This window comes from Gordonia shandongensis DSM 45094 (genome assembly GCF_000423025.1).
Taxonomy (GTDB): Bacteria; Actinomycetota; Actinomycetes; order Mycobacteriales; family Mycobacteriaceae; genus Gordonia; species Gordonia shandongensis.
Window position 1 is genome coordinate 120231 of the sequence record NZ_AUHE01000002.1, and the last position, 15340, is coordinate 135570.

Sequence of the window (15340 nt, forward strand, 5' to 3'; positions counted from 1 at the left end):
CGGTTCCGGTGCCCGCGGGGTGTCAGGTGTCGAGATCGGCTGCGACCAATGCGGCGACGGCGTCGACGACGGCCTGATCGTCGCTCGTCACGGTCACCGGCGTGCCCCTCTCGGCGCCGAGCGTCATGATCATCAACGCGCTGCCCGCATCGACGGGATCCCCGTCGGCCACCGCGAGGGTGACGGGTACGCCGAGAGCGGCGGCGGCTTCCGAGATGACGGTGGCGGGGCGGGCGTGCAGACCGACGGCCGAGCCGACGGTCACGGTGGTGCTGGGCATGGTGCGCCTTTCTCTGGTCGGTCTCGGAGCAGGCCGCGGAGGCGCTCACGCCCACGACGATATCCGGCATCGACGAGCGTGCACCGCGAATGCCGTCGGCGCGCGACCGAATCCGCAGCCGACCGTGTGGCCCCGGTGCGTTCTGTAGGGTCACTGCCATGGCGGAGCATGCGTCCTACGGTGCGCACACCGTGGTGCCGGGCACCCCGGTCGTGAACGGTCTCGGATACGGCAGAGTGGTCCGGCCCCGAGCGCGCCCGACGGTCGGGCGAATCGATGAGAGCCCGGTCGCCGAATCCGATCGATCTGCCGAACGCGACCGCCTCGCCCACGCCGTCGACGCGGTCGCCACCCGACTGACCCGCCGCGCGTCGCGCAGTGTCGGCGCGGCGGCGGAGGTGCTCAACGCCACGGCGACGCTCGCACGGGACCGCGGATGGGCGGCTGCGGCGGGGACCGCGATCGATGCGGGTGCCACGGCGGAATCCGCGGCCGTCGCCGCGACCGCCAGATTCACCGCCATGTTCGCCGACCTCGGCGGCGTCATGGCCGACCGGATCACCGATCTCGAGGATGTCCGTGACCGGGTGGTCGCCGAACTGCGCGGCGAGCCGGAGCCGGGAATCACGATCCCCGACGAACCGTCGATCCTCATCGCCGCGGATCTGGCGCCGGCGGACGTCGCGGACCTGGACCCGAGCAGGGTCGTCGGCATCGGGTTGAGTCGGGGCGGCCCGAGCGGGCACACGGCGATCATCGCCCGGCAGCTCGACATCCCCTGCGTGGTCGCGGCACGCGGGCTCGACGGCGTCGTCGACGGCGGAATGTGCTTCGTCGACGGTCACGGGGGCACCGTGGGCTTCGACCCCGATCCGGCGCTCATCGGCGCCGCCGTCGACGCCGCTCGGGAGGCCGCGCAGCGGACGGCGCAGTGGCGGGGTGCCGGTCGGACGTCGGACGGCCACGCGGTGGCGCTCCGTGCGAACGTGTCCGACGGCCGATCGGCTCGCGTCGCCGCGCGGTACCCGGTCGACGGCGTCGGACTGTTCCGCACGGAGCTCGCCTTCCTCGAACGGGCCGCCGAACCGACCGTCGAGGAGCAGGCGGCCCTGTATCGGGACGTGATCGAAATCTTCGACGGGCATACCGTGGTGATTCGAACGCTCGATGCGGGCTCCGACAAGCCGTTGGGATTCATCGACCATCCGACGGAGGAGAATCCCGCACTGGGGATACGCGGAGACCGCATCGCGCAGCGTCACCCCGCGATCCGCGATGCGCAACTCGACGCCATCGCGCGGGCCGCCGACGGGGCGTCTCGGACTCCGTGGGTGATGGCTCCGATGGTCGCGACACCGACGGAGGCGCGGGACTTCGCACGACGGGTCCGGGCTCGCGGCCTGGTGGCGGGGGTGATGATCGAGGTGCCGTCGGCGGCACTGCTGGCGGATGCGATCGCCGCGGAGGTCGACTTCGTCTCGATCGGGACCAATGACCTGACGCAGTACACGATGGCCGCGGACCGTTCGTCGCCCGAGCTGGCGGCGCTGACCGACCCGTGGCAGCCCGCGGTCCTCTCACTGATCTCCCGTGTCTGCGACGCGGGGCGGGCACGGAACGTGCCGGTGGGGGTCTGCGGTGAGGCCGCGGCCGATCCGTTGCTGGCGTGTGTGCTGGTGGGGCTGGGTGTCAGCTCACTGTCAGCGGCTCCGGCCGCCGTGCCGGCCGTGGGAGTGCGCCTCGGCGACACCACGATGGCGGCGTGTCGGGATGCCGCGCGCGGCGCCTGTGCGGCGAGAGATGCTCACGGCGCGCGGGAGGCGGCCCGGACCGCGGTGGAGCGTTGACCGTCAGACTCGCCGCATGACGGTGACGACCTTGCCGAGAACGGCGGCGTCATCACCGGGAATCGGCTCGAAGTGTTCGTTGTGGGGCATGAGCCACACGTGTCCGTCGACTCGCTTGAACGTCTTCACCGTGGCTTCACCGTCGATCATCGCGGCGACGATGTCGCCGTTCTCGGCGACGTTCTGCTGGCGCACGACGACCCAGTCGCCGTCGCAGATCGCCGCGTCGACCATCGACTCGCCGACGACGCGCAGCATGAACAGGGAGCCGTCGCCGACGAGTTCGCGGGGCATCGGGAAGACCTCTTCGACCGCCTGTTCGGCGAGGATCGGACCGCCGGCCGCGATACGTCCCAGGACGGGGACGAACGTCGGGGTGGGCAGCGATTCGTCCTGCGCGGCGGCGGCCCCGCCCGAGGGCGGTGTCCGCTGGTCGTCGCGCACATTGACGGCCCGGGGTCGATGCGGATCGCGTTTGAGCAGGCCGCGACGTTCGAGGGTCCGGAGCTGGTGTGCGACGGACGAGGTCGAGGTGAGGCCGACGGCCTCACCGATCTCACGGATGCTCGGCGGATAGCCGCGCTCGCGGACCGAGGAGCGGATCACTTCGAGGACCTCGCGCTGGCGCTGGGTCAGCGATGCCTCCAGCGTCGCGGTGGAGAGCATCGGATCGGGGGTGTCGCTCACGGTCGGGCCTTTCGTCGGCTGTGTTCGATCGATGGTCCCGACGGTAGTTGAATAGGTCACAGAACTCAAACAATTGTTCGAGGCGTGTCTGGATTTGTCAGACCCATCGTGTTAACTATCGAACATAAGTTCTTTCGAACACGTGAACGATAGGAGCGACCGATGAGCGCCACCCTGATGACGGACCCGGCCACACCCGAGTCTCGCGATTCCATTCGGGATCGCAGGGGCACCGCCCAGGACCGCGGCAGCACCACCCGGGACCGGCGTGCGGTTCGGCATCGCTGTGGGACGGCGGTGCCGCATACGGTCTGCCGGCCGACGGGCCGGGCGCCGAGTCGACCGCATGCCGTGACGGGGGACCGTCGTGTCGGAAGGGGCCCGCATCGGGAGGCGCCGCAGTCCCGGGTCGGAGAGCGGCGAGACGATCCGACGCGGGTGCGACGGTCGGTCGGCCGACCGGCGGGCGTCTGGGTGACGGCCCTGCTGGTCGGGACCGTCCTGGCGGGACTGGTGTGGCTGATCGCGATCGTCGGCGCCGGCTACCAGGACGCCGCCGTGCCCGAGAGTCCCGCGGCGACGCAGGTCGTGTACGTCCGTTCGGGCGAGTCGCTGACCTCGTTGGCGCAGCGCATCGCCCCCGACCTGCCGGCGGACGGTGTCATCGGACAGTTGCGACGGCTCAACGGGCTGGAGACGTCGGGTCTGCACGTCGGTCAGGCGTTGGTCGCGCCAGACTACAGGTGAGCCGCTGCGGATGACTTCGCCACAGGTGACGCGCGGGATGCCGAAGGCCGGCGGGTAGTCTCGTGATATGCGATGCCCGTTCTGCAAGAACGACGACACCCGAGTTGTGGACTCCCGCGTGGCGGACGATGGAATGGCCATTCGTCGCCGTCGGGCGTGCAGCGACTGTGGACGACGGTTCAGCACCGTGGAGGCGGCGGTCCTGTCGGTGGTCAAGCGGACCGGCGTGACCGAACCCTTCTCTCGCGAGAAGGTGATGAAGGGTGTGCGTCGTGCATGTCAGGGGCGTTCGGTCGACGAGGACGCGTTGGCGAAACTTGCGGCTCGGGTGGAGGACGCGGTGAGGGCCTCGGGGTCGGCCGAGATTCCGAGCAACCAGGTCGGACTCGCGATCCTCAAGCCCCTGCGCGAGTTGGATGAGGTGGCCTACCTGCGGTTCGCGTCGGTATACCGGTCGTTCGAGTCGGCCGACGATTTCCAACGAGAGATCGACGACTTGCGGCGCGATCGCGACTGACGAGGTTGCGCGCGAGACCGGGCGGCATCGCGGGTCAGGTGAACGATTCGATGGCCGCGATGATGCGTCGCTCGGAGACCGAACCGCGGGTGCCGAGCTGCTGCGCGAACAAGCTGACCCGCAGTTCCTCCAGCCGCCACTGGACCATGTCGCTGAGATCAGCGTGGCGGGACTCGGGGAGTTGGGCGAGGCGTCGGTTCCATACCGTGACGATCCGGTCGATGGCGGCCATCGCATCGTTGTCGCGCGCACCGGCTGTGGGCAGGGCGTCCAGACGCAGACGCGCCGCCGTGAGGTAGCGGGGGAGCGACTGCAGGTGCTCGAGGGCCGTCGCGGCGACGAACCCGTCGAAGACCAGATCGGCCAGCTGTTCGGCGACATCGTCGGCGGCGAGTGTCCCGGAACGGTCGTCCACACCGCGGCGCACCGCGGTGTATTCGGTGAGAGCTCGGACGGTCGCATCGAAGTACTCGGGTGCGGCGGCGCGGACGGTCGGCGCGACGCGCGACGACAGGTCGGCGAAGTCGGCGGGCGACCGGACGGCGTCGGCGCCGGGCTGCCCGGCGAGGGTGTCGATGACGGCGCGACGGGTGCAGTCGGCCAGGAGGCTGTCGAGATCGGGGTACGGGCTCTGACTGAGTGCCAGGGTGCCCTCCGGCGGTAACGACGAGGCCAGTCGTCGACTCGGTGCGGAGACGGTCAGGCAGAGCAGTTCGGTCACGGCTTCGCGCACGCGTGCGTCGCGTTCGGCGGCCGTCGTGGCGGCAACGACGCGCACTCCGCGGCCGGCGACCGTCGCGAGTGCCGGGTAGCGGGTCACGGTCTGTCCCGCGACGGTGGCCGTCTCGGATTCGCTGAGCGTCCCGATCGTGTCGGCGGTCCATGCGCGGTGCAGGGGCGCCTTCTCGGTGCGGCGGGCACCTGCGGAGAGGTTCTCGCGCAGTGCGGCGAGGCGATCGTCGCGGGCGATGACCGCCCCTGACGCGTCGGTCACGGCGAAGTGCATGCGCAGGTGGGGCGCGAGGGCGTCGACCCGGAAGTCCCGGGGAGTGAGGGTGACGCCGGAGATCGTCGACAGTTCCCTGGCGAGTGCGGCGAGAAGCGGTTCGGCACGGGGGGTCAAGCCCGCCAATGCCAGGTCCGCGTAGCGGGAGGCCGGGGAGATGGACTTCCGCAGTCCCTTGGGGAGACTCTTGATCAGCGCCGTCGCCAGTTCGGACCGCATACCGGGGACCAGCCAGTCGAAACCGACGTCGCGAACGTGCTCGAGCAGTGGCTGCGGAATGACAGCGGTCACGCCGTCGTCGGGTGTCCCCGGCTCGAAGTGGTAACGCAGCTCCAGTCGTGTCTGCCCCTGCTGCCACGCAGTGGGGAAGTCGGCGGCGGTGGGGAGAGCGTCCCCGGCGAGGTCCTCGGTGCGGAGGTTGAGCAACGCCGGATCGGTGCGGGAGGCCTTCTTCCACCAGGAGTCGAAATGCCGCGTCGAGACGACGGAGGCGGGGATGCGAGCGGCGTAGAAGTCGAAGACGTCGTCGTCGGACAGTCGAACGTCGCGTCGGCGCGCCCTGTTCTCGACATCCTCGGCGTCGGCGAGCAGCTCCGCGTTGTGGGTGACGAACGCGTGGCGGCTTCGCCACCGCCCCGCGACGAGGGCCTCGCGAATGAAGATCTCGCGCGCCGTCTCCGGGTCGATGGATCCGTACGTGACGCGCCGTGACGCGACGAGCGGGACGCCGTACAGGGTGACCTTCTCGTAGGCCATGACTGCGCCGCGGCGGGTCGACCAGTGTGGCTCGCTGTAGGTCCTGCTGACGAGCTCGCCGGCGGCCTTCTCGACGATCTCCGGCTCGATCGCCGCGACGGTGTGCGCGAACAGGCGTGAGGTCTCGATCAGCTCGGCGGCCACGACGAAGTTCGGCGGCTTGTTGGCGAGGAACGAACCGGGGAAGATCATGAACTTCGTCCCCCTGGTGCCCAGGTACTCGCGCGAATCATCCTGGCGCGCACCGATGTTGGTCAGGAGTCCGGTGACGACACTGCGGTGGATCGCGGAGGCGTCGACCGCGGTCGACGGAATCTGCCACCCGAGGTCGCGGACGGTGCGTGAGAGCTGGCGGTGCAGGTCGATCCATTCCCGAATACGGACGTAGTGAAGGAACTCCCGTTCGCAGAGTCGACGGAACTGATTGCCGGACATCTCGGCGCGCTTCTCGGCGAGGTAGCTCCACAGGGCCACGCGCCCGAGGAACTCCGATCCGGGAACCGTGTGCCTGCGATGCGCGGTCGTCGCCGCCTCGCGTTTCTCCGAGGGGAACTCGCGCACATCGGGAACGGTGAGCGCCGAGGTGATGACGAGCATGTGGTCCAGGCAGCCGTTGTCGCGGCCGGCGATCAGCATGCGGCCCACTCGCGGATCCACCGGAAGGCGCGCGAGCGTCTTGCCGGCCGCGGTCAGCCGGGCGGTTGCGGAGTCGGTGCCGGTGACGGCGCCGAGCTCGGACAGCAGCGCCATGCCGTCGCGAACGGCCCGCGAGTCGGGAGGTTGGACGAACGGGAAGTCGGCGATGTCGCCGAGGCGCAGCGACAGCATCGAGAGGATGACGGCGGCGAGGTTGCTGCGCAGGATCTCCGGATCGGTGTACTCGGGCCGTGCGTCGAAATCGTCCTCGGAGTAGAGGCGGATGCAGATTCCGGGTGCCACGCGTCCGCAGCGGCCGGCGCGCTGGCGCGCACTGGCCTGGGACACCCGTTCGACGGGGAGGCGCGTGACCTTGGTGCGGGTGGAGTACCGAGATATCCGCGCCGTGCCCGCGTCGATGACATACCGGATTCCCGGGACCGTCAGGGACGTCTCGGCGACGTTCGTGGCCAGGACGATGCGACGCCCGGAGGACGCGGAGAAGACCCGTTGCTGTTCTTCGACGGACAGTCGGGCGAACAGGGGAACGATCTCGGCGTCGCGTCGTCGGCCGAGGGCGTCCGCCGTGTCGCGGATGTCACGCTCGGTGGGCAGGAAGACGAGGATGTCGCCGCGCTCGACGGCCCAGAGCTCACCGACCGCGGCGTCGATGGCGGCGATCTGATCGAGATCGGCACGGTCGTCGTCGGACTCGATCGGCCGGTAGCGGACCTCGACGGGGTACGTCCGACCGGAGACCTCGAGGATCGGCACGTCGTCGTCGGGTCCGGCGAAGTGCCGGGCGAAACGATCCGGCTCGATGGTCGCCGAGGTGATGATGACTTTGAGGTCGGGCCGCGACGGGAGGAGTCGCTTGAGGTAGCCGAGGAGGAAGTCGATGTTGAGGCTGCGCTCGTGCGCCTCGTCGATGATGATCGTGTCGTAGCGCGAGAGGCTCGGGTCGCGGCCGATCTCGCGGAGCAGGATTCCGTCGGTCATCACCTTGATGCGGGTGTCGGCGCCGACGCGGTCGGTGAAGCGGACCTGGTAGCCGACGGTGCCGCCGAGCTCCGTGTCCAGCTCGTCGGCGATGCGACGGGCGACGGAGGTGGCCGCGATCCGACGAGGTTGCGTGTGGCCGATGGATTCGCGTCCCAGTTCCAGGCAGATCTTGGGGAGCTGGGTCGTCTTCCCCGATCCGGTCTCGCCGGCGATCACCACCACCTGGTGGGCGGCGACGGCCTCGGCGATCTCATCGCGGACTGCGCTGACGGGGAGTTCCGGGGGATAGGAGATGACCGGAGCAGACATGATGCGACCGAGTCTACGTCGACGAGACGAGTCCCCGACCGGTGCACCGGTCGGGGACTCGTGTTCTGCGGGCTGCAGCAGGTCAGGCGTTCGCGGCGCCGAGCGCCTCCGCGGCGTCGATCGCCTGGCCGACGCCGGTGACGATCGACGCGGCCTTGAGTGCCTCGAAGATCACCTCGCGGTCCTTGCCGGCCTCGCGTACCACGTTCTCGTGGGCGCCGACGCAGTGCTCACAGCCGTTGACGGCGGAGACCGCGAGCGACCAGAGCTCGAAGTTGACCTTGTCGACCCCGGGGTTGCCGATGATGTTCATCCGGAGTCCCGGACGGAGATCGTCGTACTTGCCGCCGAGGAAACCACGACCGCGGTAGAACACGTTGTTCATGCCCATGATCGAGGCTGCGCCCAGGGCTGCGTTGTAGGCCTCGGCCGACAGGTTGTCGGCGGCCTCGTCGGCGATCTCTCGCAGGACGGTGGCGTTGCGAGTCGCGGCGGCCGTGGCCAGCAGCGTGCCCCACAGCTGCTCCTCGTCGAGCACCGTCGTGCGGCTGATCGACGAGAGGTTGAGCTTGAGGTCCTTGGCGTACTCGGGAAGAGCGTTCTTGAGGTTGTCGATGCTCATCGTGATCGATTCCTTCCGCTGTTCGGTCAGACGCCCGCGGTCATGAGCTCGCCGGCGTCGATCGTCGGGTCGCCCTTGCGCCAGTTGCACGCGCACAGCTCGTCCGACTGCAGCGCGTCGAGGACGCGGAGGACCTCGTCGACGTTGCGACCCACGGAGCCCGCGGTCACCGAGACGAACTGGATCTCGTTGTTCGGGTCGATGATGAACGTGGCGCGATCGGCGACGCCGTCGGCGTTGAGGACGCCTGCGGCCTCGGCGAGCTCACGCTTGAGGTCGCTCAGCATCGGGAAGGGGAGGGTCTTGAGGTCGTCGTGCTGTGCGCGCCACTGGAAGTGGACGAACTCGTTGTCGACCGAGGCGCCGAGCACCTGGGCGTCACGATCGGCGAACTCGTCGTTGAGCTTGCCGAAGGCGGCGATCTCGGTGGGGCACACGAAGGTGAAGTCCTTGGGCCAGAAGAAGACGATCCGCCACTTGCCCGCGTAGTCGTCGCTGGTCACGGTGGTGAAGTAGTCGTCGGGCTGCTGGGCGTCGACCTTGGAGAGGTCGCCACCGATCACAGCGGTGAGGTTGTAGGCCGGGAACTGGTCGCCGATGGTGAGCAGAGCCATGAGTCGATCTCCTTCAAAACGGTGTCGTGGTGCTTCGGGAAAGACGTCGGGCGGTGAGGACGATCGGTCCGTCCGCCGTGTGATCTCCATTCTGCCCGAACCGAAATGAAAAGCAAATGTGATAGTAGGCACTATACTGATAGGTATGAGCGATCAAAAGTATCAACCACCTATCAGTGCTGTTCGAGCATTCGTCGCGGTGGCCAAACGGCTCCACTTCGGTTCTGCGGCAGCCGATCTGGGTGTGAGCCAGCCGTCGTTGTCACAGTCTCTGGCGGGTCTGGAGGCGGGACTCGGTGTCACGCTGGTGGAGCGGACGACCCGCAAAGTCATGCTGACCGCGGAGGGGCGGCGTCTCCTCGGCTCGGCCGTCGCCGTCTGCGACGCCGTCGACGATTTCCTCCTCGACGCCCACGGCGACCTCGACCCGCTGTCGGGAAGCCTCCGTCTCGGGTTCATCCCGACGATCGCCCCGTACATCCTCCCGCGCGTGTTGCACGGGCTCGGGGAGCGTCGACCGACGTTGAACCTGTTGGTCGTCGAGGACCAGACCGACCGGCTGCTCAGCCAACTGCGCGACGGCGCCCTCGACGCGGCGGTGCTGGCACTGCCGGCGAACGCGCGCGGCATCGGGGAGATCCCGATGTACGCCGAAGACTTCGTCCTGGCCCTCCCGCATGAGCATCCGTTGGCGGGCCGACGCAACGTGTCGCCGACCCTTCTCGAGGATCTGCCGTTGTTGCTGCTCGACGAGGGGCACTGCCTGCGGGATCAGGCGTTGGAGGTGTGTCAGCTCGCGGGCGTGTCTCCCGACCTGCGGCAGACGCGTGCGGCGTCCCTGACGACCGCCGTGCAGTGCGTGGAGGGAGGTCTCGGTGTCACCCTGATCCCGAAGACCGCGGAGGCCGTCGAGACCGCGTCCGGCAGCCTCGCGACCGCGGAGTTCGCGGCCCCCCGACCCGGCCGGACCATCGGGCTGGTCTACCGCGAGTCCTCCGGACGGACGGAGGCCTATCGGGCCCTCGCCGCCGACATCGCCGACCTCGTCGTCGGCGGCGGCGTCGTGGAGCCGATTCCCGCCGAGCCAGCGTCATCGGTGCGGTGATCAGGAGGCGCCGACACGAGTGAGTTCCTCCCACTCGTCGATGAGACTCGAGTCCACGCCGCGGATCAGATCGCCGAGGTCATCGGTGATGTCCTCGATCTCGTCGGTGACGGCCGACATGGGAAGGCCGTTGCTCAACGCCCGATAGCAATCGGTGAGATAGCGAAGGACCACGCCCTCGCTGCGTGCCAGTCCGAGGTCGGAGATCAACTCGGCGAACGTCATCGACCGCTCCCTCATGTAACGGAGGACCGACTTCGGGGACGGCGGAGTGTTCGCCAGCCACGGATGTCCACGACGGTACGTCTGGTAGGCGAAGTCGATCTCCTCGGCGAGGGGTTGCGGCCAGGAGATCTCCTCCAGCCGATCCATCCGCTCCTCGTACTCGACGCCGTCGGCCTTCATCTGCGCCATCTCCTCGTCGCGGGCGCGACGACGCTGCGCCATGAGGACCTGGCGCGGATCGTCGAGCGTCGACTCCAGGATGGAGATCACATCGAGCGCGTAGGTGCTCGATCCACTGTCGAGAAGGTCGAAGGCGGCGACGGCGAACGCCGACAGGGGGTTCGTCAGCGCGAAGTTCTCCGGCAGATCGACCGAGAGCTCCACGTGGCGACCATCGGCGGCGGGAGTGTCGAGCCGTGCGACGATGCCCGTGTCGATCAGGTCGCGGTACAGCGCGATCGTGTGCCTGATGTGCGCCAACTGACGAGACCGCGGCTCGTGGTTGGCCTCCAGCAGATGACGGAGCGCCGCGAAACAGTCACCGGGACGTTCGAGGACCTCCATGAGCATCGCCGTGTTCATGCGGAAGTGTGAACGCAGTTCCTCGTCGGGCGCCTCGACGAGCGCCTCGAACGTCTTGTCGCTCCAACTGACGAAGCCGTCCGGCGGTCTACGGCGAACCACCTTCTTGCGCTTCTTCGGGTCGTCGCCGGCCTTGGCCAGGGCTCGGGTGTTCTCCACGTCGTGCTCCGGGGCCTGGGCGACGACGTATCCCACGGTGTCGTATCCGGCGCGGCCGGCGCGCCCGGCGATCTGATGGAACTCGCGCGCACGCAGGCGTCGGACACGGTGCCCGTCGAACTTCGTCAGCCCCGCGAACAGGACCGTGCGGATCGGGACGTTGATGCCGACACCGAGCGTGTCGGTACCCGCGACGACCTTGAGCAGGCCGGCCTGCGCCAGTCTCTCGACCAGTCGCCGGTACTTCGGCAGCATGCCCGCGTGGTGCACGCCGATCCCCGCCCGCAGCAGCTTCGAGAGCGTCGCGCCGAAACCGGTCTGGAAGCGGAAGTCGCCGATCGCCTCGGCGATGGCGGCCTTCTCCTCCTTTGAGCAGATCTTCACCGACAGGAGGGCCTGGGCGCGTTCGACCGCCTGCTGCTGGGTGAAGTGCACGACGTACACCGGCGCGCGTCCGGCCTCGATGAGCGATTCGATCGTCTCGTGGACCGGGGTCATGGCGTAGCTGTGCTCCAGCGGGACGGGTCGCTGCGCACCCGTCACCGCCACCGTCGACCGGCCGGTGCGGTCGGTGAGATCGGAGACGAAGAAGTCCACGCTGCCCAGGGTCGCCGACATGAGCAGGAACTGCGGCTGCTCGTTCGAGGCGACGTCCGGCGCGGGATCGGGCAGTTCGATGAGCGGGACCTGCCAGGCCCAGCCGCGGTCGGACTCGCCGTAGTAGTGGAACTCGTCGGCGATCAGGACGCCGACGTCCGACGCCGGTCCGTCGCGCAACGCGATGTTCGCCACGATCTCGGCGGTCGCGCAGATGATCGGCGCATCGACGTTCACCGAGGCGTCCCCGGTGAGCAGGCCGACCCGGTCGGCGCCGAACTGGTCGCACAGATCGAAGAACTTCTCGCTGACCAGCGCCTTGATGGGGGCCGTGTAGTACGCCCTCTTGCCGCGCCCGAGCGAGAAGTACACGGCGCCCGAGGCGACCAGCGATTTACCGGACCCCGTGGGGGTCGCCAGGATGACGTTGCTGCCGGACACCAGCTCCAGGAGCGCCTCCTCCTGGTGCGGGTACAGGTCGATCCCGCGGGCCGACCACCAGTCGGTGAAACGCTCGAAGCCGACGTCCTCGTCCGCGGTGGGAGCGAGAGGCTCGGGGGCGGGGGGACCGGGGTCGGGGGGCTCGGGTGAGGCCAGGTCGGAACTCAGCTGAGATCACGTCCGGCGGAGTCGTCATCGTCGCCGAACTCGGCCGCGTGCTCGGCCAGGAAACGCTCGAACTCGGCGCCGATCTCGTCACCCGAGGGCATCTCCTGATCGGCGGCCAGCAGGGAGGCCTGTTCGTCCTTGGCGCGCATGTACGCGTCGTACTGGTTCTCCAGCGACGTGACGACCGAGGCGACCTCCTCGTTGGACTCGACCTCGCCGTCGATCTGTTCGCGCATGTTCTCCGCGGCGTTCTCGAGGGCGGCGACGGGGAGTTCGAGGCCCGACACGGTGCCGATCGCCTGGATGAGCGCGGCCGAGGCCCCGGGGTAGTTCGCCTGGGCGAGGTAGTGGGGGACATGCACCGACAGGCCCGCCGTCCGGTACCCGGTCTCGCCGAGTCGGAGCTCCAGGAGCATCGATGCGCTCGAGGGGAGCTTCATGTCGTTGCCCCAGCGGTTGAGGTCGCCCAGCGCCGCGGAGTCGTTGCCGTGGGCCGTGACCGACGAGGGCCGGGTGTGCGGCACCGCCATCGGGATCGAGTTGAGTCCGATCACCTGGGAGACGTCGAAGTGTTCGGCGAGTGCCGTGATCGCGGTCGTGAACTGCTCCCAACGCAGGTCGGGCTCCGGACCGTCGAGGAGCAGGAACGGGACGCCGGCGTTGTCGCGGACGGCGTGCACCGTCAACGACGGCATGTCGATCGACTCGAAGCGCTCGCCGTTGAACGAGATCATCGGTCGACGCGACCGGTAGTCGATCAGCTCATCGGCGTTGAACGTGGCGACGAGCTCGGAGTCGAGGGCCTCGCGCAGGTGCGTGGCTGCCAGCGATACGGCATGACCCGCGTCGGCGTAGCCCTCCAGTGCGTGGATCAGCACGGGGCCGTCGCCGTCGGCGCCCGAGACGGCAGGTGCCGGGAACTCGAGTTCGTAGAGGGCGCGGGGCTCGTGGGGCCGATCGTCCATGGCCTCTCCCTTCATGTCCGCTGAATCATCGATCACTGAATCCTGGGTCGCTGAATCAGCGCTCGGAGACGTTTCGATCATTGTCCCGTATGGGACTCATCGGGTTCAACACGGATGCCCGGCGGGTCATTCCCACGTCGGGGTGCACCGGTGGCAGAGTGGAGGCGTGCGCCCTGTTACTGGAGTGAAGTTTGTTGCCGGTATGGCCGTTGTCGTAGCGGCTGCGGTCGCGTGCTCGGTTCCCGGCCGCCCGATACCGGCCGCGGACCTGAGCGAACGGGCGGTCCCCGTGACCGACTTCCCCTACGGTCGGGCGACCTCGATGTCCGGGGCGGCAGCGCGCGGTGTGCTCGCGGACATCACCTTCCGTCCCCTGCGGGGCGGGAACGACCCGGCCGACTGCACGCCGGCGCCGGTCGACGCCGACAGTGCGGTCGTACGCGTGGGGCCGGGCGGGGCGGCGGGCGGCACCCTGACCGTCCTCCTGGTCCGTGCGACCGACGGCTTCGCCGACTATGTCGACGGCGCCCGACGCTGCGGTGAGTTCGCCCTGGGCGGCACGGTCGGCACGGTCGTCCACACGCAGGTGCGCGACGTCGACGACGACGCCGGTATCGCCCGGATCGACCGCACGGTCCGCATGGGGGTCGCTCAGCCCGGATTCACCGCGCCGCAGTCGGCGATCACCGAATGGATGGCGCAGCGCGGCGACATCCGCGTGTACGTCCACAACCGCAGACCCGCCGACGCGGGGGAACTCTCCGACGGTGAGAACTCGGCGACACGCGCGTTGTTCGACGACGCTCGACGACGCGCCTTCGCCGCGCCGTCCTGAGGGGCCGGCCGCGGACCCGATCGGCGCCCATCGGCCCTGACGGAACTGTGGATGAGAACCGAAACGCTGCACAGCGGCCGTGCGGGCATTCCCCTCGGCGCGCGGGCGCCCGACGCTGTGACCATGACGAACACACAGCACGTCCTGCGGCCGGACGGCACCGGCGGCTACCACGATCCGAGTCCACTGCTCGCAGCCGTTCCCGGACTCCTCGGGTTTCTCCCGGAACGGTCGGTGGTCCTGATCGCCTTCCGCGACGCCCGCACGATCACGGCCACGATGCGTCACGATCTCGAACTGACGCCCGACGGCTCGCCGGCGCCCACGATGCGGGACCTCTTCGACCGCCTGGGTGCGCTGGCGGCCGACTACGGGACGGTCGGGACGGTGGCGGTGTTCATCGATGACCGGCTCGTCGCGAGGTCACCGCGGTGGCGCGGAACGGCCCTCGCCGTCGATCGGGCCTTCCGATCCGCGGGCGGACTCTCGGCCGCGTTCGCGATGACCGCCGCCGACGCCGGAACACCCTGGCGGACCGTCTGGGTGCCCGGCGTCGATCGGACGCCCGGATGCCCGTTTCCGGGCGCGATCCTCGCCGGCGGCACCCTGAGCGACCCCAATGCGTCGCCGACCGCACTCGAACGCGCGGTCGCCTCGGGCCGCCGGATCCTGGCGCGGCGATCGGAGATCGCCGCGCTGCTGACCAGGGAGGCGCACTGCGATGATCCGCGGTCCTGCCACGAGACGGTGCCCGAGCCGACCGCGCATGCTCCCGACGTCGCCGATGCGCGAGCACTGGCCTCGGTGTTGGCCGTCGTCGACGACTTCGCGGCCGGACACACCGACCTCACCTGCGACGAGACGAACGCACTGGCCGACGCCCTGGTATCGGTGCACGTCCGTGACGCGCTGCTCGGACTCGCGGTGACCGGGTTGCGCCCGAGCGCCGAAGACCTGTGGCGCCGTCTCGCCCGACGGCTGTCCGGCCACGCATGTGCCGCCGCAGCGACGCTCCTGGGCCATCTGCACTACATGGCCGGTGAAGGGGTGTACGCGTCGGCCGCATTCGACGTGGCGCGCGCCGCGGACCCCGACTACGGCCTCGTCGACCTCCTCGACACCGCGCTCGCGCACGGGATGCGTCCGAGTTCGCTCATCGGTCTCACCGAGGTCGCCTACGCTGTGGCGAACCGCCTGGGGGTCCGCCTGCCGCCGCCCGTCTACGAGGCCGCCTGACTCC

13 protein-coding genes are annotated in these 15340 nt (G+C 69.2%); 6 read left to right on the forward strand and 7 right to left on the reverse strand.

Annotated features, from left to right (window positions below; all coding sequences use genetic code 11):
* Positions 1 to 22: 22 nt before the first annotated feature.
* Positions 23 to 280 carry an HPr family phosphocarrier protein gene (locus tag G528_RS0103370; protein ID WP_026917743.1) on the reverse strand — a complete coding sequence of 86 codons (258 nt, stop codon included), beginning with the start codon at positions 278 to 280 and terminating at the stop codon, positions 23 to 25.
* Between the two features lie 158 nt (positions 281 to 438).
* On the opposite strand from G528_RS0103370, the gene G528_RS0103375 reads away from it, so the two are divergent.
* Positions 439 to 2127 carry a putative PEP-binding protein gene (locus G528_RS0103375; protein ID WP_026917744.1) on the forward strand — a complete coding sequence of 563 codons (1689 nt, stop codon included), beginning with the start codon at positions 439 to 441 and terminating at the stop codon, positions 2125 to 2127.
* Positions 2128 to 2130: 3 nt separating this feature from the next.
* Here the strand turns inward: G528_RS0103375 and lexA are convergent, their stop codons facing one another.
* Positions 2131 to 2793, reverse strand: a complete 663-nt coding sequence (gene lexA, locus G528_RS0103380) for a transcriptional repressor LexA (RefSeq protein ID WP_245569668.1) — start codon at positions 2791 to 2793, stop codon at positions 2131 to 2133.
* Positions 2794 to 3252: 459 nt separating this feature from the next.
* Between lexA and G528_RS0103385 the strand changes: the two genes are divergently transcribed.
* Positions 3253 to 3561 carry a LysM peptidoglycan-binding domain-containing protein gene (locus G528_RS0103385; RefSeq protein ID WP_051198236.1) on the forward strand — a complete coding sequence of 103 codons (309 nt, stop codon included), beginning with the start codon at positions 3253 to 3255 and terminating at the stop codon, positions 3559 to 3561.
* Positions 3562 to 3628: 67 nt separating this feature from the next.
* On the forward strand, positions 3629 to 4078 hold the full coding sequence (nrdR, locus tag G528_RS0103390) for a transcriptional regulator NrdR (protein WP_026917747.1): 450 nt from the start codon (positions 3629 to 3631) through the stop codon (positions 4076 to 4078).
* Between the two features lie 34 nt (positions 4079 to 4112).
* Here the strand turns inward: nrdR and hrpA are convergent, their stop codons facing one another.
* From hrpA to G528_RS0103405, 3 genes are read right to left on the reverse strand one after another with little or no spacing between them, the layout of a single operon-like run.
* The gene (gene hrpA, locus G528_RS0103395) at positions 4113 to 7868 is read right to left on the reverse strand and encodes an ATP-dependent RNA helicase HrpA (RefSeq protein ID WP_156890338.1); all 3756 of its coding nucleotides are present in this window, start codon (positions 7866 to 7868) and stop codon (positions 4113 to 4115) included.
* Position 7869: 1 nt separating this feature from the next.
* Positions 7870 to 8409: an alkyl hydroperoxide reductase gene (locus G528_RS0103400; protein WP_026917749.1), complete on the reverse strand. Its 540-nt coding sequence runs from the start codon at positions 8407 to 8409 to the stop codon at positions 7870 to 7872.
* A gap of 26 nt (positions 8410 to 8435) precedes the next feature.
* Entirely contained in the window at positions 8436 to 9023 is a 588-nt protein-coding gene (locus G528_RS0103405; RefSeq protein WP_026917750.1) for a peroxiredoxin, read from the reverse strand.
* Positions 9024 to 9168: 145 nt separating this feature from the next.
* Here G528_RS0103405 and G528_RS0103410 point away from each other — a divergent pair, with 145 nt between their 5' ends.
* Entirely contained in the window at positions 9169 to 10128 is a 960-nt protein-coding gene (locus G528_RS0103410; RefSeq protein ID WP_026917751.1) for a hydrogen peroxide-inducible genes activator, read from the forward strand.
* Here G528_RS0103410 and G528_RS0103415 read toward each other — a convergent pair whose 3' ends face one another.
* Positions 10129 to 12288: a DEAD/DEAH box helicase gene (locus G528_RS0103415; RefSeq protein WP_035718816.1), complete on the reverse strand. Its 2160-nt coding sequence runs from the start codon at positions 12286 to 12288 to the stop codon at positions 10129 to 10131. It lies immediately after the preceding gene.
* 8 nt (positions 12289 to 12296) lie between these two features.
* A complete protein-coding gene (locus G528_RS0103420) occupies positions 12297 to 13265 on the reverse strand; it encodes a proteasome assembly chaperone family protein (RefSeq protein WP_026917753.1) in 969 nt (322 codons plus the stop codon).
* 289 nt (positions 13266 to 13554) lie between these two features.
* On the opposite strand from G528_RS0103420, the gene G528_RS0103430 reads away from it, so the two are divergent.
* Entirely contained in the window at positions 13555 to 14100 is a 546-nt protein-coding gene (locus G528_RS0103430; RefSeq protein ID WP_245569657.1) for a hypothetical protein, read from the forward strand.
* Between the two features lie 123 nt (positions 14101 to 14223).
* On the forward strand, positions 14224 to 15336 hold the full coding sequence (locus tag G528_RS0103435) for a DUF4192 domain-containing protein (protein ID WP_026917755.1): 1113 nt from the start codon (positions 14224 to 14226) through the stop codon (positions 15334 to 15336).
* The last annotated feature ends 4 nt before the right edge of the window (positions 15337 to 15340 follow it).

Bases quoted from the DNA above. Each gene is read 5' to 3' on its own strand.
- lexA (WP_245569668.1), bottom strand. From the start codon at position 2,793: ATGCTCTCCACCGCGACGCTGGAGGCATCGCTGACCCAGCGCCAGCGC.
- G528_RS0103420 (WP_026917753.1), bottom strand. From the start codon at position 13,265: ATGGACGATCGGCCCCACGAGCCCCGCGCCCTCTACGAACTCGAGTTC.
- nrdR (WP_026917747.1), top strand. From the start codon at position 3,629: ATGCGATGCCCGTTCTGCAAGAACGACGACACCCGAGTTGTGGACTCC.
- G528_RS0103410 (WP_026917751.1), top strand. From the start codon at position 9,169: ATGAGCGATCAAAAGTATCAACCACCTATCAGTGCTGTTCGAGCATTC.
- G528_RS0103435 (WP_026917755.1), top strand. From the start codon at position 14,224: ATGACGAACACACAGCACGTCCTGCGGCCGGACGGCACCGGCGGCTAC.
- G528_RS0103370 (WP_026917743.1), bottom strand. From the start codon at position 280: ATGCCCAGCACCACCGTGACCGTCGGCTCGGCCGTCGGTCTGCACGCC.
- G528_RS0103375 (WP_026917744.1), top strand. From the start codon at position 439: ATGGCGGAGCATGCGTCCTACGGTGCGCACACCGTGGTGCCGGGCACC.
- G528_RS0103400 (WP_026917749.1), bottom strand. From the start codon at position 8,409: ATGAGCATCGACAACCTCAAGAACGCTCTTCCCGAGTACGCCAAGGAC.
- G528_RS0103405 (WP_026917750.1), bottom strand. From the start codon at position 9,023: ATGGCTCTGCTCACCATCGGCGACCAGTTCCCGGCCTACAACCTCACC.